Annotated in this window: 21 protein-coding genes; 7 read left to right on the plus strand and 14 right to left on the minus strand. The window is 70.1% G+C overall.

What is annotated here, in order from left to right:
• Positions 1-17: 17 nt before the first annotated feature.
• Entirely contained in the window at positions 18-3,491 is a 3,474-nt protein-coding gene (locus HOW07_RS08530) for a bifunctional proline dehydrogenase/L-glutamate gamma-semialdehyde dehydrogenase (protein WP_175116652.1), read from the plus strand.
• 204 nt (positions 3,492-3,695) lie between these two features.
• On the opposite strand, the gene HOW07_RS08535 is transcribed toward HOW07_RS08530, so the two are convergent.
• The gene (locus tag HOW07_RS08535) at positions 3,696-4,700 is read right to left on the minus strand and encodes an aldo/keto reductase (protein ID WP_175117160.1); all 1,005 of its coding nucleotides are present in this window, start codon (positions 4,698-4,700) and stop codon (positions 3,696-3,698) included.
• 97 nt (positions 4,701-4,797) lie between these two features.
• Here HOW07_RS08535 and HOW07_RS08540 point away from each other — a divergent pair, with 97 nt between their 5' ends.
• Positions 4,798-5,265, plus strand: a complete 468-nt coding sequence (locus HOW07_RS08540) for an NUDIX domain-containing protein (RefSeq protein ID WP_217485237.1) — start codon at positions 4,798-4,800, stop codon at positions 5,263-5,265.
• 10 nt (positions 5,266-5,275) lie between these two features.
• Positions 5,276-6,376, plus strand: coding sequence for a hypothetical protein (locus HOW07_RS08545; protein ID WP_175116653.1), 1,101 nt, complete (start codon positions 5,276-5,278; stop codon positions 6,374-6,376).
• On the opposite strand, the gene HOW07_RS08550 is transcribed toward HOW07_RS08545, so the two are convergent.
• Positions 6,373-7,563, minus strand: a complete 1,191-nt coding sequence (locus tag HOW07_RS08550) for an acyltransferase (protein WP_175116654.1) — start codon at positions 7,561-7,563, stop codon at positions 6,373-6,375. The two genes, HOW07_RS08545 and HOW07_RS08550, sit on opposite strands and share 4 nt — an antisense overlap.
• A gap of 56 nt (positions 7,564-7,619) precedes the next feature.
• Between HOW07_RS08550 and HOW07_RS08555 the strand changes: the two genes are divergently transcribed.
• The gene (locus HOW07_RS08555) at positions 7,620-9,389 is read left to right on the plus strand and encodes a right-handed parallel beta-helix repeat-containing protein (protein WP_175116655.1); all 1,770 of its coding nucleotides are present in this window, start codon (positions 7,620-7,622) and stop codon (positions 9,387-9,389) included.
• 58 nt (positions 9,390-9,447) lie between these two features.
• Here the strand turns inward: HOW07_RS08555 and HOW07_RS08560 are convergent, their stop codons facing one another.
• The 3 genes from HOW07_RS08560 to HOW07_RS08570 form a co-directional block, all read right to left on the minus strand.
• Positions 9,448-11,532 (minus strand): ABC transporter ATP-binding protein, encoded by a 2,085-nt coding sequence (locus HOW07_RS08560; RefSeq protein WP_369808439.1) that lies wholly within the window; start codon positions 11,530-11,532, stop codon positions 9,448-9,450.
• Positions 11,533-11,534: 2 nt separating this feature from the next.
• A complete protein-coding gene (locus HOW07_RS08565) occupies positions 11,535-13,271 on the minus strand; it encodes an ABC transporter ATP-binding protein (protein WP_175116656.1) in 1,737 nt (578 codons plus the stop codon).
• Between the two features lie 264 nt (positions 13,272-13,535).
• Complete coding sequence (locus HOW07_RS08570; RefSeq protein ID WP_175116657.1) at positions 13,536-15,101, minus strand: molybdopterin-dependent oxidoreductase; 1,566 nt, start codon at positions 15,099-15,101, stop codon at positions 13,536-13,538.
• A gap of 90 nt (positions 15,102-15,191) precedes the next feature.
• Here HOW07_RS08570 and moaA point away from each other — a divergent pair, with 90 nt between their 5' ends.
• Complete coding sequence (gene moaA / locus HOW07_RS08575) at positions 15,192-16,259, plus strand: GTP 3',8-cyclase MoaA (RefSeq protein WP_079000497.1); 1,068 nt, start codon at positions 15,192-15,194, stop codon at positions 16,257-16,259.
• Positions 16,260-16,266: 7 nt separating this feature from the next.
• Complete coding sequence (locus tag HOW07_RS08580) at positions 16,267-16,509, plus strand: MoaD/ThiS family protein (RefSeq protein WP_121293258.1); 243 nt, start codon at positions 16,267-16,269, stop codon at positions 16,507-16,509.
• A gap of 45 nt (positions 16,510-16,554) precedes the next feature.
• Here HOW07_RS08580 and HOW07_RS08585 read toward each other — a convergent pair whose 3' ends face one another.
• The 5 genes from HOW07_RS08585 to HOW07_RS08605 all read right to left on the minus strand — a co-directional run bounded on the left by HOW07_RS08585 (position 16,555) and on the right by HOW07_RS08605 (position 21,200).
• Entirely contained in the window at positions 16,555-17,022 is a 468-nt protein-coding gene (locus tag HOW07_RS08585; RefSeq protein WP_175116658.1) for a BLUF domain-containing protein, read from the minus strand.
• A 122-nt stretch (positions 17,023-17,144) separates the two neighbouring features.
• On the minus strand, positions 17,145-17,696 hold the full coding sequence (locus HOW07_RS08590; RefSeq protein WP_175116659.1) for a hypothetical protein: 552 nt from the start codon (positions 17,694-17,696) through the stop codon (positions 17,145-17,147).
• A gap of 36 nt (positions 17,697-17,732) precedes the next feature.
• Entirely contained in the window at positions 17,733-20,345 is a 2,613-nt protein-coding gene (locus HOW07_RS08595) for an excinuclease ABC subunit UvrA (protein ID WP_175116660.1), read from the minus strand.
• 83 nt (positions 20,346-20,428) lie between these two features.
• A complete protein-coding gene (locus tag HOW07_RS08600) occupies positions 20,429-20,932 on the minus strand; it encodes a GNAT family N-acetyltransferase (RefSeq protein ID WP_175116661.1) in 504 nt (167 codons plus the stop codon).
• Positions 20,925-21,200: a DUF1778 domain-containing protein gene (locus tag HOW07_RS08605; protein WP_064293940.1), complete on the minus strand. Its 276-nt coding sequence runs from the start codon at positions 21,198-21,200 to the stop codon at positions 20,925-20,927. Before HOW07_RS08605 ends, HOW07_RS08600 begins: the two co-directional genes overlap by 8 nt.
• Before the next feature lie 65 nt (positions 21,201-21,265).
• On the opposite strand from HOW07_RS08605, the gene HOW07_RS08610 reads away from it, so the two are divergent.
• A complete protein-coding gene (locus HOW07_RS08610; protein ID WP_175116662.1) occupies positions 21,266-21,832 on the plus strand; it encodes a dihydrofolate reductase family protein in 567 nt (188 codons plus the stop codon).
• On the opposite strand, the gene HOW07_RS08615 is transcribed toward HOW07_RS08610, so the two are convergent.
• The 4 genes from HOW07_RS08615 to glp are packed head-to-tail and all read right to left on the minus strand — an operon-like array spanning position 21,811 to position 25,025.
• Positions 21,811-22,365: a hypothetical protein gene (locus tag HOW07_RS08615; RefSeq protein ID WP_175116663.1), complete on the minus strand. Its 555-nt coding sequence runs from the start codon at positions 22,363-22,365 to the stop codon at positions 21,811-21,813. The genes HOW07_RS08610 and HOW07_RS08615 overlap by 22 nt on opposite strands.
• 23 nt (positions 22,366-22,388) lie before the next feature.
• Entirely contained in the window at positions 22,389-22,817 is a 429-nt protein-coding gene (locus HOW07_RS08620; protein WP_064293939.1) for a molybdenum cofactor biosynthesis protein MoaE, read from the minus strand.
• Entirely contained in the window at positions 22,810-23,793 is a 984-nt protein-coding gene (gene moaCB / locus HOW07_RS08625; RefSeq protein ID WP_175116664.1) for a bifunctional molybdenum cofactor biosynthesis protein MoaC/MoaB, read from the minus strand. Before moaCB ends, HOW07_RS08620 begins: the two co-directional genes overlap by 8 nt.
• Entirely contained in the window at positions 23,790-25,025 is a 1,236-nt protein-coding gene (glp, locus tag HOW07_RS08630) for a gephyrin-like molybdotransferase Glp (protein WP_175116665.1), read from the minus strand. The genes moaCB and glp overlap by 4 nt, the downstream gene beginning before the upstream one ends.
• Positions 25,026-25,050 lie beyond the last annotated feature (25 nt).

Raw genomic sequence — 25,050 nt, forward strand, 5'->3', positions numbered from 1 at the left:
ACGCCGATACTGGCACCATGACCGACACTCTTGCATCGACGCAGCAGCTCGACCGTGATGCCCTCGCCACCGAGGCCATCGCCCTCGTCCGCCGCTGGCTCCAGACGGCCTCGACGATCCCCGCCGACGCCTCCGCGCAGCAGCTCGCCGGTGTATTGAAGGACCCGACCGGCCTCGAGTTCACGGTCGGCTTCGTCGACGGCGTCGTGCGTCCGGAGGACCTCCGCGTCGCGGCCCGCACCCTGCAGACGATCGCCCCGAAGGTGCCCGCATTCCTCCCCTGGTACTTGAAGGCCGCCGTCCGCTGCGGTGGTGCGTTCGCCCCGATCCTGCCCGGCGTCGTCATCCCGATCTCCCGCAAGGTGCTCCGGAACATGGTCGGCCACCTCGTCGTCGACGCCACCGACAAGAAGCTCGGCCCCGCGATCGCGAAGATCAAGACGCCCGGCACGCGGCTCAACGTCAACCTGCTCGGCGAGGCCGTCCTCGGCACGGGTGAGGCGGCACGTCGTCTCGAGGGCACCCACAAGCTGCTCGCGCGCCCCGACGTCGACTACGTGTCGATCAAGGTGTCGTCGACCGTCAGCCCCCACTCGGTCTGGGCGTTCGACGAAGCCGTCGAGCACGTCGTCACCAGCCTCACCCCGCTGTTCGAGCGTGCCGCCAAGGCGACACCTGCGAAGTTCATCAACCTCGACATGGAGGAGTACAAGGACCTCGACCTCACCATCGCGGTCTTCACCAAGCTCCTCGACCTCCCGCAGTTCCACGACCTCGAGGCCGGCATCGTCCTGCAGGCCTACCTCCCCGACGCGCTCTCCGCGATGATCCGTCTCCAGGAGTGGTCGGCCGGTCGTCGTGCCGCGGGCGGAGCCGGCATCAAGGTGCGCATCGTCAAGGGCGCCAACCTCCCCATGGAACAGGTCGAGTCCTCCCTCCACGACTGGCCGCTCGCCACCTGGTCCACCAAGCAGGACTCCGACACCAACTACAAGCGCGTCGTCGAGTACGCCCTGCACCCCGACCGCATCGACAACGTGCGCATCGGCGTCGCCGGCCACAACCTCTTCGACATCGCCTTCGCCTGGCTGCTCGCCAAGCAGCGTGGCGTCGAGCGCGGCGTCGAGTTCGAGATGCTGCTCGGCATGGCCCAGGGTCAGGCCGAGGCCGTGAAGCGCGACGTCGGCGAGCTCCTGCTCTACACGCCGGTCGTGCACCCGCAGGAGTTCGACGTCGCCATCGCGTACCTCATCCGCCGCCTGGAGGAGGGCGCGAGCCAGGACAACTTCATGTCCGCCGTGTTCGAGCTGAGTGAGAACGAGACCCTCTTCGCCCGTGAGCAGCAGCGATTCCTCGCGTCGCTTGCGGAGCTTGACACCACCGTCCCCGCGCCGAACCGGCAGCAGGACCGCACGAAGCCCGCAGAGGCCTCGCCGGTGGACGCGTTCGAGAACACCCCCGACACCGACCCGTCGCTCCCCGCGAACCGCGTCTGGGGACGCGACATCCTCACCCGCGTCGCCGAGTCGCGGCTCGGGAACGACACCGTCGCCGCGTCCATCCTCGACAGCGTCGAAGCCCTCGACGCCGTCATCGACGGGGCGACCGCAGCGGGCGCCTCGTGGGGGTCGCTCTCCGGCGCCGAGCGTGCGGTCATCCTGCACCGCGCCGGCGACGTCCTCGAGCAGCGTCGCGCCGACCTCATGGAGGTCATGGCGTCCGAGACCGGCAAGACCCTCGACCAGTCCGACCCCGAGGTGTCGGAGGCGATCGACTTCGCCCACTACTACGCCGAGCGCGCCCGCGAGCTCGATCACGTGGACGGCGCGACCTTCACCCCCGCGAAGCTCACCGTCGTCACCCCGCCGTGGAACTTCCCCGTCGCCATCCCCGCCGGCTCGACCCTCGCGGCGCTCGCCGCCGGATCGCCCGTCATCATCAAGCCCGCCCGTCAGGCTCGCCGCAGCGGTGCCGTCATGATCGAGGCGCTGTGGGAGGCCGGTGTGCCGCGCGAGGTGCTCCGCTTCGCCCAGCTGGCCGACAACTCGCTCGGTGAGCGCCTGATCGCCCACCCGGCGGTGGAGCGCGTCATCCTCACCGGTGGCTACGAGACCGCGGAGCTGTTCCGCTCCTTCCGCCCCGAGTTGCCGCTCCTCGCCGAGACGTCGGGGAAGAACGCGATCATCGTCACGCCGAGCGCCGACCTCGACCTCGCGGTGAAGGACGTCGTCGCGTCGGCCTTCGGTCACGCCGGCCAGAAGTGCTCGGCCGCGTCGCTCGTGATCCTGGTCGGTTCGGTCGCCTCCTCGCGCCGCTTCCGTCACCAGCTCGTCGACGCCGTCACGTCGCTCAAGGTCGGCTACCCGGTCGACCCGAGCACGCAGATGGGCCCGATCATCGAGTCGGCGAAGGGCAAGCTGCTCGGCGGCCTGACGACGCTCGGCACCGGTGAGTCGTGGCTCGTCGAGCCGAAGCAGCTCGACGACAGCGGCAAGCTGTGGAGCCCAGGCGTCCGTGCGGGCGTCGCGCGCGGCTCCGAGTACCACCTCACCGAGTACTTCGGCCCGATCCTCGGGATCATGACGGCCGAGACCCTCGAGGAGGCCATCGCGATCCAGAACGAGATCGACTACGGCCTCACCGCCGGGCTGCACTCCCTGAACCCGGCCGAGCTGCGCCTGTGGCTCGACGGCATCCAGGCGGGCAACCTGTACGTGAACCGCGGCATCACCGGCGCGATCGTGCAGCGTCAGCCGTTCGGCGGTTGGAAGAAGTCGGCCGTCGGTGCGGGGACGAAGGCCGGCGGACCGAACTACCTCATCGGTCTCGGCTCGTGGACCAGCGCCGAGAGCACGGCTGAGCGCACCGTCGGTCGGTCGGCGGAGCGCCGTGGCCCGAAGCCCGCTGTCGCCTCGTTGCTGCGTGCCGCTGACGCGGTGCTCACCGCCGACGAGTTCGCGTTCCTGCGTCGGTCTGTCGCGAGCGACGCTGCCGCGTGGGCGGACGAGTTCGGGGTCGCGAAGGACGTCTCGAAGCTGACCGCCGAGCGCAACGTGTTCCGGTACGTGCCTCGTGAGGTCCACGTGCGTCTTGTGGACGGTGGTTCGGTCGCGGAACTCCTCCGCGTCGTCGCCGCCGGTGCGACCGCGGGCGCGACCGTGCACGTGTCGTCCGCCGTCGCGCTGCCGCCGAAGCTCGTCCCGGCCGTCGAGGCCATCGCCGGTGGGATCACCGTCGAGAGCGAGGACCGCTGGTACGTGACCGCCGCCTCACTCGTCGGGACGAAGGCCGGCGCGCGCGTCCGGATCATCGGCGGGACGACCGAGGGTGTCGCCCACGCGACCTCCGGCAGCCCCGACGTCGCGATCTACGCGGGCGACGTCACCGAGGCCGGCCGCATCGAGCTGCTGCCGTTCCTCCAGGAGCAGGCGGTCTCGATCACGGCGCACCGCTTCGGCACGCCGAACCACCTCTCGGACGAGCTCATCTGATCCGACTCCGCGCGGTTCGCAACGCAGGAACGCCCCGGCGTGTCATCCCGACACACCGGGGCGTTCTGTATCACACGCCGGCATCCTCCTGAGTTGTGGACCTGTCTCAGGAGAACCTCGGCGGGTCGGGTGGGTGCGGGGGCGACGCGCCGGAGCTTTCCTGAGTCGGGGACAGAGCGGGGGATCGGCCGAAGGGAGCGGTGGCTAGCGCAGGGTGCCGTGGACGGCGAACTCGTCGATGCGCGCGAGCTCGGCGTCGTCGAAGTCCAACCGGTGGATCGCCGCGTAGTTGCCCTCGAGCTGCTCGACCGAGCTGGCGCCGATGATCGCGGACGTGACCGTGTCGCGACGCAGTACCCACGAGAGCGCCAGCTGCGCCAGCGTCTGGCCGCGTTCTTCGGCGATCGCCTGCAGGCCGCGGGCGCGCTCGAGGTAGGTGTCCGTGATCGACTCCTCGTTGAGGAAGTGGCTCGTCGCCGCACGCGAGTCCGACGGGACCGTGCCGCCGAGGTAGCGGTCGGTCAGCATGCCCTGCGCGAGGGGGCTGAACACGACGGCACCGAGACCGAGGTCGTCGAGGGTGTCGAGCAGGCCGTCCTCGACCTCGCGGGAGAACATCGAGTAGCGGGGCTGGTGCACGAGCAGCGGGACACCGTGCTCACGCAGCGCGGCCACCGCGGCGATGGTCTGCTCGGGGGAGTAGTTCGAGATGCCGGCGTACAGCGCCTTGCCCTGCTTGACCGCCGTCGCGAGCGCACCCATCGTCTCCTCGATCGGGGTCTCCGGGTCGGGGCGGTGCGAGTAGAAGACGTCGACGTACTCGACACCGATACGGCCGAGGCTCTGGTCGAGCGACGACAGCATGGTCTTGCGCGAGCCCCACTCGCCGTAGGGGCCCTGCCACATGTAGTAGCCGGCCTTCGAGGTGATGATGATCTCGTCACGGTGGGCGGCGAGGTCCTCGGCGAAGATGCGGCCGAAGGCGGTCTCGGCGGAACCCGCGGGCGGGCCGTAGTTGTTGGCGAGGTCGAAGTGGGTGATCCCGAGGTCGAAGGCGCGGCGCACGATGGCCCGCTGGACCTCGATGCTGCGGCCTTCGCCGAAGTTGTGCCAGAGACCGAGGGACAGCGCGGGGAGGCGCAGTCCGCTGCGGCCCACTCGGCGGTAGGTCATGTCGTCGTAACGGGTTTCGGCTGCTTCGTAGGGCATGGTCTGCGCTTTCATCATCGAATCGTCGTGGTGCCGGGAGCAAGCGTACCGTGATCGTTCACGGCCGGGCCGGTGCGGCGTCGAGTAGCGTGAGCACGTGTCGTCCACCACGCTTCCACCCGCTGGAGAGCCTCTGCCGCACCCGCGCTCCGGATGCGGGGTCGCGATCGTCCGCGAGGGTCGGATCCTCCTGCTCGAGCGCCTCCGCGAGCCCGAGGCCGGTTCCTGGGGCATCCCCGGCGGAAAGGTCGACTGGATGGAGCGCCTCGAGGATGCCGTCCGCCGTGAGGCTCGGGAGGAGACCGGGCTCGAGCTCGGCTCGATCGAGCTGTTGTGCGTCGTCGACCATTTCGAGCAGGCGCTGCACCAGCACTGGATCTCGCCGGTGTACCTCGCGGAGGACACCGCGGGCGAGCCTGAACTCCGAGAGCCGGAGAAGCACGGCGGTCTCCGGTGGTTCCGGCTCGACGCGTTGCCGGAACGGGTGACCGTGTCGACGGTGGCGGCGGTCGAGGCGATCGCTCGGTCTCGGGAATCCAGGCGCCCGGGCGGCGCCCACTCGTAGACTCGGGCGCGTGACCGATCACCCGTCGTCCGACGCCCGCAACGACTTCGTCACCTTCGACGCGCTCCGTGCGGAGGCCGTCGAGCAGCCGGTTCGACGCGGAGCGGGCGCGTGGGGGTTCTTCGGCACAGTCGCGATCGTGATCGGCGCCCTGTTGATCCCGGTCGCCCTCGTGAGCACGTGGGCGGACACGATGCTCCGCGACACCGACGCGTTCGTCGACACCCTCGCCCCACTGGCCACGGACCCGGCCGTCCAAGCCTTCGTGGGGGACCAGGCGCTCGCCGCGCTGGAGAGTCAGGTCGACCTCGACGCGGCGGCTGCGGTGCCGGCCGACCTCGCGGCGACCCTCTCGCTCCCGCCGGCGATCTCGGACGTGCTGGGTGCGATCGGTGGCGACACCGCGGATGCGCTGCGCGAGGTCCTGCGCCGGAACGTCGCCGAGTTCGCGGCTTCGCCCGCGTTCGCGACCGCCTGGACCGAAGCCCTCCGGGTCACGCATGAGCAGCTCGTCGCCGGCGTCTCCGGTTCCCAGGGGGCGGTCATCGACGTCTCGGCCGAGCAGGGCTTGGGTGTGCAGTTGGGGCCGATCGTCTCCGCGACCCGCTCGTGGCTGGTCGACGCGGGATTCGGCTTCGCGGCCGCCATCCCGGACGTCGACCGCGTGGTCGACGTCGTCCCGGCGTCGCAGGTCGCGCCGGTACTCGGTGGGATCCAGGTGATCGAGACGGCGGCTGGTTGGTCGCCCTGGCTCGCGATCGGGCTCATCGCACTCGGGGTGATCCTGCTCTGGCTGGGCCGCCGCAACCCGAGCCGGACCGTCGCCGGAGCGGCGATCGGTGTCCTCCTCGCAGCGGGCCTGACGCTCCTCCTGCTCGGCGCTGCCCGACTCGCCCTCGTCCTCGCGGTGTCGGTCGCGATCCCCGGCGGCGTCGGGGACGCGGCGGCGTCGCTCCTGCTGGGCCCACCCACCGATGCGGCCTGGTCCGTACTGTGGGTGTCGCTCACCGTGGCGGTCCTCGCCTTCGTCAGCGCCGCGTTGCGGCTCCCCGAGCGCATCGCGCGGGGCGTCCGGGCGGCGCGGCGTCCGCTGGCGGGCACGAACGCCTAAGCGCCGGTGGCCGATCCGTCCGCATGGACGGCCCGGCTCGTCCGCGGTGCTGCGAGTCTGCGATGCCACGGCACCTCCACGAGCGTGTGGAGCAGCCAGGACGCGGCGAGGATCGAGCCGAACCAGACCAGGCTGATCGGAGCCCGGAGGAGGAACGGCATGCCGTCGACGGCGTTCGGCGGGATCGCCTTCGCCAGCAGGATGAGCACGAAGACGTGCACGAGGTACGTGGAGAACGAGAGCTGCCCCAGGATGCGCGCGGGGCGACTGCGCAGCACCGCGGTGGAGCGCGGGCTCGCGACCGCCAGCCCTCCGACGATGATCGCCGCGAAGGTGATCGCGGCCCAGGCTCGTGGTGCTCCGGGTTCGAGTGCGATCGCCGCCGCCACCAGGCCGCTGGCGCCTCCTGCGGCGACCCACGCCGCTCGTCGGGTGACCGGGAGGGCTGCCGTCCACTCCGCCAGACAGATGCCGAGCGCGAAGCAGCACAGCACCCGGACGGCCGGGGTCGCCATGCCGTTCATGGCCGACGGGGCGATGGCGGCGGCGATCGTCGTCGTGGAGACGAGCCCGACCGAGAGGGCGATCACCGGGACCGGGCCGCGCATCCGGTCGCGGAGGGCGAGGGCGAACACCGGGAACAGGATGAACGTGAGGAATTGGGCCGACAGCGACCAGGCGGGTGGGTTCCACCAGAGTGCGTCGCCGAACCATGCGCGGGTGAGGGTGAGTTCGGCGAGGAGGCCGATGGGCGGGAACGCCCCGTCGTCCGTTGGGACACCGACCATCGCCCCGCCGACGCAGAGCAGCACGAAGGCGAGGAGCACGGTCACGTGTGCCGGGTATATCCGCGCGAAGCGGTTCCGGAGGTAGCGACCGTAGGTGGGCCAGGTCCAGCGTCGATGCAGGTAGGCCCGGGCGATCGTGTACCCGCTCAAGACGAAGAACACGTCGACGGCGAGTCCGGTGTGGGCCATCGGCGCGAGCCACGAGAGCTCGGGGAGCACGGAGAACAGCCAGTCCGCGGAGTGTGAGAACACCACCCACCAGGCGGCGACGGCGCGGGCACCGGCGAAGGCGGTGTGGTCGACGCGGGGTGCCGGTCGGCGGTCGCGTCGGGGGTTTCCGGTCGCGTGGTTCTCCGGTGACGGCATGGTGCTCCAGGATGATCGGACGGCGGTGGTCACGCCGGATCTCCACTCTAGGATGCTTCTGTACCTCATGGTTCTGTACTGTGTGGACTGTGGACAGGACATCACGAAGCGCCGGAACAGCTCGGTGGCGGAGGACCGGAGCCGAACCCGGACCGGTCCCGGAACCCGAACCGACGGCCGTCGAGCCCGAACCCGATCCCGACCGTGAGGCCCCGTCGTCGCCACCCGAACCCGATCCCGCACCGTCGGCACCGACCGGGAACGCGGACACCCAGGCCGTCCCGCCCGTCGAGCTCGTCCTCGAAGGTCCCGGGATCGACCCGACCGGTGCCTCCGTCAGCACCGCCGCGGTCCTCGCCTGGTTCGCGGCCGTCCCGGCCGGTGGCACCGTGGTCGTCCGCGGCGGCGACGTCATCGCCGTGGACGCGACGATCAGGATCGACCGTCGCCTGCACCTCCGCGGGCGCGGCGAGCTCCGGTTCGTCGGAGGTGTCGAGGCGGCCCCGGCGCTGAAGCTCATCGTGTCGGGCAGCTCGGTGACCGGCGTCCGGGTCAGCTACGCGGGCCCGACCGCATCGAGCACGGGTGAGCGCAACACCGCGATCAGCATCTGGGCGAGCGACGTCCTGATCGACGGCGTCACCGTCGACGGGTTCCAGAACGGCATCGCCGTGCAACCGTCAGGTGAGTTCGAGGGCGTCGTCATCTCGGGGTGCCATGTCCTGAACATCCTCGGCTCGGGCGGAGGGCGAGGCTCCGCCTCATCCGCGGGCGAGGATCGTGGCGACGGCATCACGGTCTGGGGTGCGCGTTCGGCGGTCGTCGGCAACATCGTCTCGGCCGCCCCCGGAACCGACGCACGGGTCGGCATCCACGCCGAGAACCTGCCCGACTACGCGGTCGACCCCGGTTCCTGGGCCGACTCGATGGTCACGATCGAGGGCAACGTCGTCACCGGGCCGTTCCGCCGGTCCATAGCCGTGGAGGGGATGGCCCACACCGTCGTGACCGGTAACACCGTGTCCGACGCCACCTGGTGGGGACTCGCCGTCATCGACACCCGATCGGTCGCCCTGGTCGCGAACACGGTGCGCTGGACGCGGACGGCCGACGACGACCAGGGGTCCGCCTGGGGGCCCAAGCGCTGCCCGGTGATGATCTACCGCGATGCGCAGGGAACCGTGGTCTCCGGGAACGTCATCGAGATCCGCGGCGTCGCTGCTGCGGGCATCATGGCCCAGGCGGCGGCACCGCCGGGCGGTTCGACCACCGTCATCGGCGCCGTCGACGCGCTCATCACCGACAACGTGGTCCGGATCGGAGGCGGCACCTGTCCGATCGGGATCGCGCTCGATCGGACCGGACAGCCTGTCGTCTCGGGCAACCGCGTCGCCGTCACGCTCGCATCGGGCTCGGTGGGCGGTGTCGTGTCGTACCTCGCCCACGACGCGGTGGTCTCCGACAACTCCATCACCGGGGCCGCGACCTCCAACGGGTTCGGGGTGCTCCACCAGGGTGCCGGCTCGATCGTGGTCATGGGGAACCGCATCGACCGCGTCAGAGTCGCGGTCGCCGTGAACAACTGCACCGGTGGCGCGACGATCATCGGCAACACCGGACGCGACTGCGAGTACGGCCTCGACACCTTCGGCACGACCGGTCCATCCGTGGTCCACGGCAACCGTTGGGAGTCGAACAACACGGCACACGCGAACGCGCAGCCGAACACGAGCTACCTCTCCACCCGGCACATGGGTCTCGCGCGGCCGTACGGTGGCCAGTCCGGCGACATCCTCGTCGGGAACGGAAGGCTGTGGGTGAACGATCAGGGCACCTGGCGGTCGGCCACCCTCAGCTGAACGCGCGTCAGGCGGGCCCCGATGATCGGGGCCCGCCTGACGCGGTGTGGGAGCCGACTCAGCTGCGCGGGGCGTGTGCCGTGTCGGACCCGCTGGCGACGGCCGCCTCGTCGATCGCCGACTGCTCCTCGCCGCCGCGGAACTGCGTGCGGTAGAGCTCGGCGTACGCGCCGTCGACCTCGAGGAGCTGCGCGTGCGAGCCCTGCTCGACGATCCGCCCGTTCTCCATCACGAGGATCGTGTCCGCGTCGCGGATGGTCGACAAGCGGTGGGCGATGACGAAGGAGGTCCGGTCGGAGCGCAGTGCCGCCATCGCGTGCTGCACGAGCAGCTCCGTCCGTGTGTCGACGGAGGACGTCGCCTCGTCGAGGATGAGCAGCTTCGGCTTCGCGATGAACGCACGGGCGATCGTGATGAGCTGGCGTTCACCGGCCGAGACGCTGCCGCCGTCCGCGTCGAGGACGGTGTCGTAGCCGTCGGGCAGCTGGCGCACGAAGCGGTCGACCATCGTCGCCTCGGCGGCCTCGACGACCTCCGCGTCGCTCGCGTCGAGTCGCCCGTACCGGATGTTCTCGCGGATCGTCCCATCGAACAGCCAGGCGTCCTGCAGCACCATCCCGACCTGCGACCGCAGCTCGGCGCGCGTCAGGGCGGTGATGTCGACGCCGTCGAGCAGGATGCGACCGCCCGTGAGCTCGTAGAACCGCATGACGAGGTTCACGAGGGTCGTCTTCCCGGCCCCGGTCGGCCCGACGATCGCGACGGTCTGACCCGGCTGCGCGGAGAAGGAGAGGTCCTCGATGAGCGGCTTCTCGGGGTCGTAGCTGAAGGAGACGCCGTCGAACTCGACGTGGCCGTCGGTGTGCTCGGGCAGGTGTGCGTCCGCGGTCTCCGGGTCCTGTTCCTCGGCGTCGAGCAGCTCGAAGGTGCGCTCGGCGGACGCGACGCCCGACTGCAGCTGGTTCGCCATGCCGGCGATCTGGCTGAGCGGCTGCGAGAACTCACGCGAGTACTGGATGAACGCGGTCGCGTCGCCGAGGGTCATCTGGCCGGAGGCGACCCGGAGGCCGCCCACGACGGCGATGAGCACGTAGGACAGGTAGGAGACGAAGGTCATCGCCGGCATGATCATGCCGGACACGAACTGCGCGCCGAACGCCGCCCGGTAGAGCTTCTCGTTGCGCTCGTCGAACTCGGCGAGCATCTCCTTGTCGCGGCCGAAGACCCGCACGAGCTCGAGGCCTGAGAACGACTCCTCGATGTGCCCGTTGAGCGAGCCGGTGTTCTTCCACTGCGCGGTGAAGAGCTTCTGTGACCGCGAGCCGATGACTCCGGCGATCAGCGCGGACAGCGGCAGTGCGATCAGCGCGATGAGTGCGAGCTGCCACGACACGATGAACATCATCGCCGTGATGCCGAGCACCGTGAGGGCCGACTGCACGAGTTGCGAGAACGCCTGTTGGAGGGCGGTCTGGATGTTGTCGACGTCGTTCGTGACACGCGACATGAGGTCTCCGCGCTGACGGGTGTCGAAGTAGCTCAGCGGAAGGCGGTTGAGCTTGCGCTCGATGTCCCGACGGAGGTTGTAGACCACGCGCATGACGAGCCCGTTGAGGATGTACCCCTGGGCCCAGTTGAGGATCGACGCGACGATGTACATGCCGAGCACGATGATGATCAGACGGCCCAGCAGGGTGAAGTCGATCCCCTGCCCCGGGGTGATGTCCGATTTCTCGAGCATGTCGGCGTACTGGTCGTTGCCGGATGCGCGTGCCTGGTCGACGACCTGGTCGAGCGTCGCGCCGGCCGGGAGCTGCGACCCCATCACGCCGTTGAAGATCGCGTCCATCGCGAGACCGAGGATCTTCGGGGCGATGACCGTGAGCACGACCGAGAGCACGACGAGCCCGACGACGATGCTCATCTTGACCTTCTCGGGGGCGAGGAGTCCGACGAGTCGCTTCGCGGAGGGCCAGAACTGCTCGGCCTTCTTCGACGGGGTGCCGCCGAACATGTCGCCGTCGGACTCACCCGGGGTGAACTCCGGTGCGAGCGCCTCCTCCTCGACCGCGTTCAGCTCGGGAGCCTGAGCGGTGTCCTTCGAGGTGCCGGAGGAGCGCTTGTCACGTGGTGAACGGGCCATGGTCACGCCACCCCTTCCACAGCGAGCTGCGATTGGACGATCTCGCGATACGTCTCGTTGGAGTCCAGGAGTTCGTCGTGGGTGCCGCGGCCGACGATGCCGCCGTCGTTCATGACGATGATGTGGTCGGCCTCGCGGATCGTCGCGATGCGTTGCGCGACGATGATGACGGTCGCGTCGGCGGTGCTGTCGCCGAGGGCTGCCCGGAGTCGGGCGTCGGTGGCGACGTCGAGGGCCGAGAACGAGTCGTCGAAGAGGTAGACCAGGGGCTTCGCGACGAGGGCCCTGGCGATGCACAGACGTTGACGCTGGCCGCCGGAGACGTTCGTGCCGCCCTGGGCGACGCCGTCGTTCAGCATCTTCGGCTTCGCGCGGACGAAGTCTTCCGCCTGCGCGACGTCGAGGGCGCTCCACAGCTCGTCGTCGGTGGCGTCGGGTCGTCCGAATCGGAGGTTCGACGCGATCGTGCCCGAGAACAGGTACGGCTTCTGCGGCACGATCCCGACGACCCCGGCGATCTGCTGCCTGGTGAGCTGCGAGACGGGGACGCCGTCGATGGTGACGTGACCCTGCTGCGGGTCATAGAGGCGCGGGATGAGCGAGAGGAGCGTCGTCTTGCCTGAGCCGGTCGAGCCGACGATCGCGGTGGTCTTGCCCGGCTCCGCCGTGAACGTGACGTCCGACAGGACCGGTCGCTCCGCGCCGGGGTAGCCGAAGGTGACGCCGGTGAACTCGACCCGTCCGACCGTCGGCACGCGGATGTCGGTGCTCGTCGGCACGGTGAGGCTCGGCTCGGTGTCGAGGACGCTCTGGATGCGCTCGGCGCACACGACCGCGCGAGGGATCATCATGACCATGAAGACGCCCATCATCACCGAGGTGAGGATCTGGAGCAGGTACTGGAGGAACGCGGTGAGGGAACCGACCTGCATCTGGCCGGCGTCGACCCGCTGGCCACCGAACCAGAGCACGGCAGCCGTCGCCAGGTGCAGGATCATCATGATGACCGGGAACATGAGGACGAAGATGTTGCCGACCTTGATCGACACGCGCGTGAGCGCCTCGTTGGCACGGTTGTACCGCTCCGACTCGAACGGCTCGCGGACGAACGCCCGGACGACGCGGATGCCGATGATCTGCTCGCGCAGCACACTGTTGATGCCGTCGATGCGGTCCTGCATCTGGCGGAACAGCGGCATGAGGAGGTAGACCAGGAACCCGACGATGATGAACAGCACCGGCACGGAGACCCAGACCAGCCAGGACAGCCCCGCGTCCTCGCGGAGCGCCATGATGATGCCGCCGACGCACATGATGGGCGCGGACACCATGAAGTTGAGGGTCATGAGGACGAGCATCTGGACCTGCTGGACGTCGTTCGTGCCGCGGGTGATGAGCGTCGCGCTGCCGAAGCCGCCGATCTCGAGTGCGCCGAGCGAGTCGACCTTCCGGTAGAACTCCCGGCGCAGGTCGCGGCCGATGGCCATGGCGGTGCGGGCGCCGAAGTAGACCCCGCCGATGGCTGCGGCCACCTGGACGAGGCAGACGAGCAGCATGGTCATGCCGGTGGACCAGATGAAGTCCGTGTCGCCACGGGAGACGCCCTGGTCGATGATCTGGGCGTTCAGGCTGGGGAGGTAGAGGGCCGCGATCGTCGAGATGAGCTGCAGCACGAACACCGCGACGACCCAGGCCGCGTACGGCTTGGCGTGTCGGAGGGCGAGGGCGAGGAGGGCCACGTGAGGTCCTTTGTGGTTCATGTCCGCGGCGGAGCGGCCGTGCGGACGGAGGGGGCGGAACTGGGCTGGCGCGAGACCAGTGCCTCCGGCGGCGGCGCGGACCGACGGAGACCATGAAGGACGTGCCCGAGTGACGATACTCCGAGCCGGTGACACGGTGGTGTCCCGGTTCGGAATCGTGATGATCATGTCGGCGCACGCGTCGCGCGTCGGCCCAGGCTAATATACCTGTCGTCCAGAACCCGAATCGTGCGGGCGACGTGGTCAGCCGACGCCCACGCTGATGGTGTGCCAGCCCTCCGCGCCGTCGGGGACGACGTCGACGGGGGTCTCGCTCTGCGTCTTGCCCGCGGCGTCGGTCGCGCGGACGGCGATGGTGTGGTCACCGGCCGGGGCGTCCCACTGGAGGACCCACTGCACCCAGGTGTCGTCGGAGATGGCGGTCGCGAGCGTCGTGTCGAGCCAGTCGCCGTCGTCGATCCGGACCTGGACGCGGTTGACGCCCGTGTGCTGCGCCCAGGCGACGCCGGCGATCGCGACGTTCCCCGCCGCGACACGTCCACCGTCACGCGGCACGTCGATGCGTGACTCCGTCTTGATGGGCCCGCGCTCCGACCAGCCGCGGTCGGTCCAATAGGCCCGGGCGTCCGCGTAGCGGGTCACCTCCAGCTCCACGACCCACTTGGTGGCGGAGACGTACCCGTACAGGCCCGGGACGACCATGCGCACCGGGAAGCCGTGCTGCAGCGGGAGCGGTTGCCCGTTCATCCCGACGGCCAGCAGGCTGTCGCGGTCCTCGTCCTGCAGGACCTCGAGCGGGGTCCCGGCGGTGAAGCCGTCGATGCTCCGCGACAGGACCATGTCGGCACCGGCCTTGGGTTTCGCGCGCGCCAGCAGCTCGCGGATCGGGTACCCGAGCCAGAGCGCGTTGCCGATGAGGTCGCCGCCGACGGGGTTCGAGACGCAGGTCAGCGTGATGATCGACTCCTGCAGCGGGAGGGCGAGGAGTTCCTCGAACCCGATCTCGACCTCCTGCTCGACCATGCCGGTGATCTTGAGGCTCCAGGTCGAGGGGTCGATGTTCGGCACCTGGAGGGCGGTGTCGATCCGGTAGAAGGAGTCGTTCGCCGACACGACCGGCGTGAGCCCGTCGATGCCGAGTTCGGCTCCGGCCGGGACCGGCGGCGCGGCCACGGCGGCCGTCGGGAGCTTGAGCGCCTTCCGGATGCTCTCCACGGCGACCGCTCCGGCCGAGGCGACGCGTGCGCCGACCCCGATGACGAGGGCACCGACCGCGGTGCCGCCGAGCAGGACGAGGAAGGAGCGTCGGGGGAGTTCGGCTCGGGAGGCCCCGACGACCGGCCGGGCCTCGTCCGCGACCGTCGCATCGTCCCAGGTGCGGAGGCGGGTCACGAGCAATCGCAGCACCAGGATGCCGACCGCCGTGCCGACGACGCTCGGGAAGGCCCAGTCGAGGCCCGCGTCGGCACGGGTGATCGCTGCGACGACCGCGACGACGCCGACGAGCGCGAGCGCGATGCTCCCGACCGCCGGCCGACGCTCCTCGAGGACACCGATCCCGACGGCGAGGGCCGCGACCAGCACGCCGAGCATGATGAGCAGCACGAGCTTGTCGTTGGTGCCGAACAGGGCGATGACGAGGTCCTTGACCCAGCCGGGCACGAGGTCGATCACGAGGGAACCCACGGAGAGCAGGGGCGAGCTCGCGGGGGCGACGAACGCCGCGACGGCCTCGGCCGAGCCGAGGGTCGCGACGGCTGCGACGACGCCGGACGCACCGGCGAGCAGGGTGCGGCGGCGGGGCTCCATGTCCGTCATGCTACGCGCGCCCGCTGTGCGTTCCTCCCCGAAGAGGCCCTAGAGGGGCAAGACGGCCGTCCGTCCCCGTACCCTGGGGGGATGACCACAGTCGGGCTCGGAATCCCACGCATCGGGTCGCCGCTCAGGCACATCCCGGACGCTGCAGGGCGCCCCGACGTCGACGGCCTCATCGACCGGTTCGGTCGCGTGGCGCGCGACCTCCGGGTGTCGATCACGGAGAAGTGCTCCCTGCGCTGCACGTACTGCATGCCCGAGCAGGGGCTCCCGGCGATCGCCCGCGACGACCTCCTCACACCGACCGAGATCGGTCGACTCGTCGAGATCGCCGTCCGCGACCTCGGCGTGCACGACATCCGGTTCACGGGCGGCGAGCCGCTCATGCGTCCCGACCTCGCGGAGATCATCGCCCGCAGCTCGGCTGTCGCCGGCGATGCGTCGATCTCCATGACCACGAACGGCATCGGACTCGACAAGCGTGTCGACGAGCTCGTGGCAGCCGGGCTCACCCGCGTGAACATCTCCCTCGACACCGTCGACCGCGACCACTTCGCGCGGCTCACGCGCCGCGACCGCCTGCCCGCCGTCCTGGCCGGCATCGATGCCGCCAAGCGCGCCGGGCTGACGCCGTTGAAGATCAACGCCGTCCTCATGCGCGACACACTGGACGGCGCGGTCGCCCTGCTCTCTTGGGCGATTGAGAACGGTTGCCGTCTCCGCTTCATCGAGCAGATGCCGCTTGACGCCGACGAGGCGTGGGTGCGGGAGAACATGGTCGACGCGGCCGAGTTGCTCGACGTCCTCGGCTCCCGATTCACCCTCACCGCTCCGCACCGCGAGGATCCCTCGGCTCCCGCGGAGGAGTGGCTCGTCGACGGCGGCCCGGCGACGGTCGGCATCATCGCGTCGGTCACGCGCTCGTTCTGCGACGACTGCGACCGAACCCGGCTCACGGCCGAGGGGACGATCCGCTCCTGCCTCTTCGGCGACGACGAGACCGACCTCCGGGGCATGCTGCGTTCGGGCGTCGAGGACGTCGAGATCGCCGACCGCTGGCGCGCGGCGATGTGGCACAAGCAGGCCGGACACCGGATCGCGTCGCCCGACTTCGTCCGTCCGGAGCGGAGCATGGGAGCGATCGGTGGCTGAGACGACGCTGATGCAGGTGCTCGTGCGCTACTTCGCCGCAGCCGAAGAGGCGGCAGGCGTGCCCGAGGAGTCCCTCCCCGCGGTCGCGACGGTGGGCGAGCTCAAGTCGGTGCTGCTCGACCGCTACGGCGACCCGATGGCGAAGGTCCTCGCGTCGGGCTCGTTCCTGGTCGACGGCGTCGTCAGTCGTGACGACGCCCGTCCGCTCGGCGCGCGGGTCGACGTCCTCCCGCCCTTCGCCGGCGGCTAGGTCGCGAATGCGCCGCGCGGATGACATCGTGCGTGCGTGCGTGGTCTACGAAGCCGCCGACGGGTTGCGCTCGGAGAGTGCCCGAGTAGCGCGAAGCTGCAACCATCGGACCAGGTCCAGGACGCCTCGCGTCCGCGACCCCGCGGGATTGTCGCCGCCGCCGATCGCGTGGAATCCCGGAATCTCGTCGACCGGGTAGTCGTCGAGGCGCTCGCAGCGCATCCGCCAGTCCGGGAACTGGCGGAAGGGCACGGTCTCCTCATGGAGGACGCGCATGTCCGTGTGGCGCGCGTCACGGGAGAGGCCGTCCATGAGCGCTGAGATGGCGTCGTCGGGTCCTTCGACCACCTGGAAGAAGTCGTCGCCGCGCACGGCGAGCATGCCGGTCAGGCCGGAACGCTCGTTGTTGCCGCGACACTCGACGAGCAGCGCTTCGAGGGACGCCTGGGTCAGCGGGCTCGTCGCCCGGCTCACGTACGTCACGGACCGGACCGCTGTTTCGGAGTGCACCACGGTTCGCACAGTACACGGTCGATGGGCCGACTTCGTCCCCCCGATCAGGTCTGATCGGGGGATTCCCCTTGCCGAGGGTGTCGGGTCCTGAGCTGACGACGTACAGCGACGGTGGGGTGGGCTCAGCCCGATCGGCGGGCAGCCTGCCAAACGCGTCGCTCGACCGCCGCCGAGCGGAACATGAGGACGAGCGAGACGATCGCCCCCAGCACGGTCGCCACGAACGCGACGAGCGCGAACGCCTGCAGCAGCTCGCCGGCCGCCGAGGACCGGCCGACGTAGGGCGGCAGTTCGTCGGACACGGTGTGCCCGATGCCGAAACCGGCGAAGAACATGGCTGGGAGTCCGAGCCAGACGAGCATCGATCCGAGCGTCGCCACGTGGACCCAGTGCGACCCGAGCCGGCCGCGCCAGCCGAGGTGGACGAACGCCGTGATGGCCGCGAGTCCGAGGAGGAACGCGACGGCGACGCTGACCAGTCCCATCGCCAGCGCGTTCGGGGTGAAGACGCCGTAGATCGTCTCGAGGTCGTACGCGCCGTCCGTCATCGCGGTGGGTGCCCAGACGAGTTCCTCGAGGGGGGCGAACACCAGCATGGCCGCCGCGGCGAGTGCGCAGACGATGACGGCGATGCGACGGGAGCGGAGGTCACGGCGCGGATCGTGGACGGACACGCCCTCCACGATAGGTGCTCGGCCCCGGAGACGGGTTCACCCCGCGGCGTCGGCCGCCGATGCCGCGGGTGCCGCACCGAGCAGTGCCAGTCGCTTCGCCAGGTAGGGCGCGGTGCGGCTGTCGGGGTCTGCGGCGACGGCATCCGGGGTGCCCGCGGCCACGATGCGTCCACCAGCGTCACCACCGGACGGTCCGAGGTCGATCACCCAGTCGGCCGCCGCGACGACGTCCATCTCGTGCTCGACCACGACGACGGTGTCGCCGGAGTCGACGAGCGCGTTCAACTGCGCCAGGAGACGACGGACGTCGGCCGGGTGGAGGCCGGTCGTCGGCTCGTCGAGGAGGTAGAGGGTGTGACCGCGTCGCACCCGCTGGAGTTCCGTCGCGAGCTTGATACGCTGCGCCTCGCCACCCGACAGTTCGGTGGCCGGCTGGCCGAGCCGCAGGTATCCCAGGCCGACTTCGAGCAAAGTGCGGAGGCTGCGTGCTGCCGCCGGGACGGCCGCGAGGAACTCGGCCGCCTGCTCGACGGTGAGTGCGAGGACGTCTGCGATCGACTTCCCGTCGTAGGTGACCTCGAGGGTCTCGGCGTTGTACCGGGCGCCGTTGCACGTCGGGCACTTCCCGTAGCTGCCGGGGAGGAACAGCAGTTCGACCGACACGAAGCCCTCACCGAGGCAGGTCTCGCAGCGACCTCCCGCGACGTTGAACGAGAACCGGCCGGCCGTGTACCCGCGCTCGCGGGCGAGGTCCGTGGCGGCGAACGCGGTGCGGACGGCGTCGAACAGCCCGGTGTAGGTCGCGAGGTTCGACCGCGGGGTTCGACCGATGGGCTTCTGGTCGACCCGGACGAGGCGGTCCACATGCTCGAGGCCTCGCACCCGACGCACGGTGAGCGTGTCGGCGTGTCCGTCCGGCACCGTCGCCTCCGCCAGGCCGGAACCCTCGGTCGCATCGGTCTCGGTGGGCACCTCGTCGTCATCGTCTGCGGTGTCGTCCGTCGTCCGGCCGGCTGCCCGCAGGTGGTCGCGCACGACGTCGCGGAGGACGCGGCTCACGAGGGTCGATTTACCGGAACCCGAGACACCGGTGACGGCGACGAAGGTCCCGAGGGGGATCGAGGCGTCGACGCCGGCGAGGTTGTGGAGCGTGATGCCCTCGACCTCGAGCCAATCGCGCGTCTCACGGAGTGCTCGTCGCTCGGGAGCCGGACCGTGCTGTTCGGGGAAGAGGAACGGGCGGGTCGCCGAGGCCTGGACCTCGGCGAGACCCTCGACGGCCCCGCTGTAGAGCACGTCGCCGCCACCCTCGCCTGCACCGGGGCCGACGTCGACGATCCAGTCCGCGTTCCGGACGACGTCCATGTTGTGCTCGACGACGTAGACCGAGTTGCCCGAGCGCTTCAGCTGCTCCAGCACCTCGAGGAGGGGCTCCGCATCGGCCGGGTGCAGACCCGCTGACGGTTCGTCGAGGACGTAGACCACGCCGAAGAGCCCGGAGCGCAGCTGGGTCGCGAGCCGGAGCCGTTGCATCTCGCCGGGGGAGAGCGTCGTCGTCACGCGCCCGAGCCCGAGGTAGCCGAGTCCGAGGTCGGTGAGCACGCGGATGCGCGCGAGGAGATCGGTCGTGATGGCGACGGCGACGTCGGTGCGCTCGCCGGAGAGCGTGGTCGGGAGTGCGGGCGCCGCGTCCTTCAGCTCAGTGGTGGGGCGGATGACCTCGGCGAGCTCCGTCATCGGCAGGGCGTTGAGCTCGGCGATCGTGCGGCCGGCGAAGGTGACCGCGAGCGCCTCGCGGCGGAGTCCCGTGCCGTGGCAGAGCGGGCACGAACCCGAGCGCACGAACTGCAGCACCTTGTTCCGCATCATCTGGCTCTTCGAGTCGGAGAGGGTGTGGAAGACGTACTGCTTGGCGCTCCAGAACATCCCGTTGTACGGCTTGGCGACGCGGTCTCGTTGCGGCGTGATCTGCACGACCGGCTGCTCCTCGGTGAAGAGGATCCAGTCGCGGTCCTCCTGGTCGAGCTCCCGCCAGGGGCGGTCCACGTCGTATCCGAGGGCGATGGTGATGTCGCGGAGGTTCTTCGCCTGCCAGGCTCCCGGCCAGGCGGCGATCGCTCCCTCGCGGATGCTCAGCGACGGGTCGGGCACGAGGGAGTCCTCGGTGACCGTGTGAGCGACGCCGATGCCGTGGCACTCCGGGCAGGCGCCGACGGCGGTGTTGGGCGAGAAGGCGTCGGAGTCGAGTCGGGTCGTGAACCCCTCCGGGAACGTGCCGGCGCGCGAGAAGAGCATGCGGAGTGAGTTCGAGAGGGTCGTCACCGTGCCGACGCTGGAGCGCGAGCTGGGGGCGCCGCGTCGTTGCTGCAGGGCGACCGCCGGTGGCAGGCCGGAGATCGAGTCGACGTGCGGGTCGTGACCCTGCTGGATCAATCGCCTGGCGTATGGGGCGACGGACTCGAGGTATCGTCGCTGCGCCTCGGTGAAGATGGTGCCGAACGCGAGCGACGACTTGCCCGAGCCGGAGACCCCGGTGAAGGCGACGATCGCATCTCGCGGCACATCGACGTCCACGTTGCGGAGGTTGTTCTCGTTGGCTCCCCGGACGCGGACGAACGGGTCGGATGCTTCGGGGGCGTTTTCGGGCATCAGATCACCCTACGTCGCTCGCTGCCGTGATGCGGAGTGGTTGACGCGCCCCCGCAGGTGTGCGGGCGGCGATCGACGTGCACTCAGCCGACCAGGGTCGCGCGTGCGTCGGAGACCAACAGGTACAGGGCGCGACTCGAACCGGGAAATCGTTCGAAGCCGAATCGCTCGTAGAACGGGATGACGTCGTCGGTCAGGGCGTGGACCAGGATCGCTCGCATCCCGATGATCTCCGCCGCGCTGATCGCTTGAAGGACGGCATGCTGCAGGAGGGCGGTTCCCAGGCCGAGGCCGGTGAACTCCTGATCGATGGCGAGCCGGCCGATCAGGACGACGGGAATCGGATCGAGTGCCCGGTGCGCGAGCCGCTGCGGCGCATCTTCTCGAACGAGCGAACTCGCCGAGAGGCAGTAGTAACCCGCGACGCGACCCACGGTCGTCACCGAGACCATCGTCTTCGACCCACCGCTGCGGTCGTTGTTCCGTGCGTATCCGCGGAGCCAGCTGTCGAGGACGTCGACGCCGCAGCGGAAGTCGGAGAGGACGTCTCCAGTAGCGAGCGGCCGTGGAGTCCGGAAGTCAGTCAACGAAGATCGTGGGTCGGTTCAGGAGGTCGCGGAGTCCGTCGATCGAACGCGCTGGGCGTTCCAGGATCGCTTCGAACTGTTCGAATGCGGCCGCGTCCACGCGGATGTCGCGCTCACGGCGGATGACATCAGCCGCCCGTTCCGTAGCGGCGGACGTGGTGAAATCGGTGATGGACCGACCTTCGATCGCGGCGGCGGCGGCGATCGCGTCCTTCTGTGCGCTGGTGACGCGGACCTCGATGCGCTTGTCTTTCAGTGGAGATGCCATGCCGTCATTGTACGGCAATCTTCCGTACGGAGTCGATGTCGGAGGTCGGAGGCAGGATCGTGCTCATGACTCGTGAACGTTCCTGGCACGGCTGCGTCTTCATCGGGGTGAGCCTCGACGGGTTCATCGCGGGGCCCGACGGCGACCTCGGCTGGCTCACGGAGCTCGAGCCGCGGGAGCATGCCGCGGATGCGCCGGGGAGGCACCCGGCGCTCGACTGGGATTCGTTCTTCCCGACGATCGACACCCTCGTGATGGGACGTACCACCTACGACACTGTGCTCGGCTTCGGCGAGTGGCCCTTCGAGGGCAAGCGGGTCGTCGTGCTGAGCACCACGCTCGAGGCCGGGGACGACCGCATCACGGTCGCCGGGTCGCTCGACGAAGCGACCGCCCTGCTCGACGAGGCCGGGGCCGGCCGCGTCTACGTCGACGGAGGCAGGACCATCCAGGCGTTCCTCGGTGCGGGCCTCGTCGACGAGATCACCGTGTCCGTCGCACCGGTGCTCATCGGCTCGGGCGCCCGCCTCTTCGGCGACCTCGACGCCGACGTCCGTCTGCGGCTCCGCGGCACCCACGCGACGCCCGAGGACGGGCTCGTGCGCATCACCTACGACGTGCTGCCACTCTGATCGTCTACTCGGGCCGCCCATTCCGCGAGGAGTGTGTTGATCGTCGACTCGTAGGCGGATCGCTCGAAGGTCACGGTGAACGCCGGGATCTCGGAGACGCCGAGCTGTTCGGTGGTGCCGTCCTGGTGGGCGATGTCCCGCCATTCCACCGTGTCCTCGGAGGTCACGATGTCCGCTGAGACCGCGCCGCAGTACAGGTCACCGCAAGGGCAGTACAAGATGCCGACCCGACCGTCCGAGAAACCGACGGGCTCCTGCTCTGGGCCGGCGAGGAGGAGGAGCGCTCTGAGGCTCGCGACCGCCGAAGGAGGGAAGTGCGGCGCATCGTGCATGAGCGTCAGGTCTTCATAGGGTGTGCCGTTCGGGAACCGCAGACGCTCGGTCAACGGCTCACCGTCGATCAGCCATTCGACCACCGGGACCTGTCGCGTCTCGTGAAGGTCCTTCCGGAACAGCCGCATGACGGTGGTCGTCTGCTCGTAGCTCGTCCACGACCAACCCAGCGCTGATGGGGTTCGGATCGGCGTCTTCATCTGGCCATCGTCGGGCCGGTCGTTCACAGACCGACCCACTCCGTCTCGCCGTCGGCCAGGTACTGGCGCTTCCAGATGGGGACGGTGCGCTTGATCTCCTCGACCAGACGCTCGCAGGCGGCGAACGCCTCGGCCCGGTGCGCAGCGGCGACGGCGGCCACGAGGGCCAGGTCGCCGACGACGAGCGACCCGACGCGGTGGGCGGCGGCGACCCGGAGGCCGGTCTCCGCGGCGACCGTCCGGCAGCAGTCCTCGAGGAACCGTTGGGCGTCGGGGTGGGCGCGGTAGTCGAGGGCGTCGACCGCCTCGCCGTGGTCGTGGTCGCGCACGATCCCTCGGAAGGCCACGAGTGCACCGTTGGCGGGCGCCGCGACGAAGTCCTCGATCGCGTGGGCGTCGAGGGGCGACTCCGAGATGAGGGCGAGGACCTCGGGAACCGTCGACTCACTCATGCGCGCCACCTCCGGCGATCTGGGCGAGGAGGTGGTCGAGCAGGCCGTCTAGGATCGCGAGTCCGTCCTTGACGCCGCCGGTGGACCCCGGCAGGTTCACCACGACGGTGCCGCCGGAGACCCCCGCGAGCCCGCGACTGAGCGCCGCGGTCGGGGTCTTGGTCGACCCGAGCGTGCGGATCGCCTCCGAGATGCCGGGCAGTTCGCGGTCGAGGTGGGGCTGCGTCGCCTCCGGGGTGCGATCGCTCGGCGAGAGGCCGGTGCCGCCCGTCGTGATGAGCACCGCGGGCGCGGCGTCCAGGGCTGCCGCGATCGCGAGGTGCACGTCGGCGTCGGACACGACCGTCACCGCATCCACCGCAAAGTCGTGCTCGGACAACCAGGCGGAGATGCGGGGCCCCGTGAGGTCCTCGCGCGTGCCGGCCGCGCCGGCGGTCGACGCGACGATGACGGCCGCGGTTCGCGGACGGACCGTCCGCGCCACAGGTGCTTCGATCGGCTCCGACGCTTCCGGCGTCCAGTTCCCGCGCTTGCCGCCGGACTTCTCGAGCAGCCGGATGTCGCCGAGGACCGAGGCCGGGTCGACGGCCTTGACCATGTCGTGCAGCGTCAGGCCGGCGATCGACGCGGCCGTCAGGGCCTCCATCTCGACCCCGGTCTGGCCGGTGGTCTTCGCCGTCGCGGTGATGACGATCGAGTCCTCGGTGAAGGCGAAGTCGAGGCTCACCGACGACAGCGCGAGCTGGTGGCACAGCGGGATGAGCTCGCTCGTCCGCTTGGCCCCCGCGATCCCCGCGATGCGCGCGGTCGCGATGACGTCCGCCTTCGGCAGACCGTCCGCCTGGACGAGCGCGATCACGTCCGGTCGGGTGGTGAACGTCGCCGTCGCCGTCGCGACCCGCTTCGTCGTGGCCTTGTCGCCGACATCGACCATGCGTGCGCGGCCGTCGTCGTCGAGATGTGTGAGCCCGGTCATAGTGCCCATGCTTCCACAGCGTCACCGGCGTCGAGCTCGAGGGTGTCCTCCGGGATCACGATCAGCACGTCGGACGCCGCGAGTCCGGCCACGAGGTGGGAGCCGGGACCTGCGACCGGTTCGACCCGGCCGTCGTCTCGTCGGCGTCCGCGGAGGAACTGACGCTTGCCGGGCACCGAACGCACGGCCACCGCGAGTTCGGCCGGCACACGCGACGCCTGCGGCAGCCCGGCGACCCGGCGGAGGACCGGAGCGACGAAGACCTCGAACGAGAGCTGGGTGCTCACCGGGTTGCCGGGGAACGCGATGATCGGGACACCCCGGTGGGCACCGAGCGCCTGCGGACCGCCTGGCTGCATCGCGACCGAGCCGATCCAGCCCCCCAGCGGCCCGAGGACGTCACGGACGACCTCATGTTCTCCCATGGAGATCCCGCCGGAGGTGAGGATGAGATCGACCTCGCCGTGGAGGTCGTCGAGCAGCGCGAGCAGGACGTCGGCGTCGTCGACGACGCGCGCACGAGCGGCGACCTCGGCCCCGGCTGCGACGACGGCGGCCGCCAGCGCGGTCCCGTTGGAGTCGAAGGTCTGGCCGAGCGTCGGCGTCTCGCCGGGTTCGACGAGTTCGGCACCGGTCGTGACGATCGCGACCCGCACCCGCCGACGCACCTCGACGGTCGTGATGCCGGCCGCAGCCAACACGGCGAGGTGTCGTGAAGCGAGGCGGACGCCGGCCGGCAGCAGTTCCTCACCGGCGCGGACGTCGCTCCCGCGCTCCCGGACGAACAGTCCCACCGGGCGCTCACCGCCGTTGCGCGGACGACCGAGGACGACGGTCTCGACACCGTGGGAATCCGTCTCGACCTCGCTCTCCTCGACGGGCACGACGACGTCCGCACCCGGCGGAACGACCGCGCCCGTCATGATGCGCACCGAGGTCCCCGGCTCGAGCGGCGCCGGGTCGATCGGGCGCGCGGCGATCTCGCCCACCACTCGCAGTCGCGTCTCATCACCCGAGAGGTCTGCCGCCCGAACCGCGAAACCGTCCATCTGCGAGTTGCGGAACAGCGGCAGGTCGACCGGTGACGGCACCGCCACGGCCGTCACCCGAGCTGCGGCCTCGTCGATCGGCACGTGCTCGGCGCCGGTGTCGGTCACGTCGTCGAGGAGGGCTGCGACGTCGGAGGCGTGCTGCTCGACGGTCTTCCGACTCGTGGGCGGTGGCGTCGTCATGGTGGTTCCCGTCGGAGAGGTCGGT

The sequence above is a fragment of the Plantibacter sp. MCCC 1A11337 genome, from assembly GCF_013349365.1.
Taxonomy (GTDB): Bacteria; Actinomycetota; Actinomycetes; order Actinomycetales; family Microbacteriaceae; genus Plantibacter; species Plantibacter flavus_A.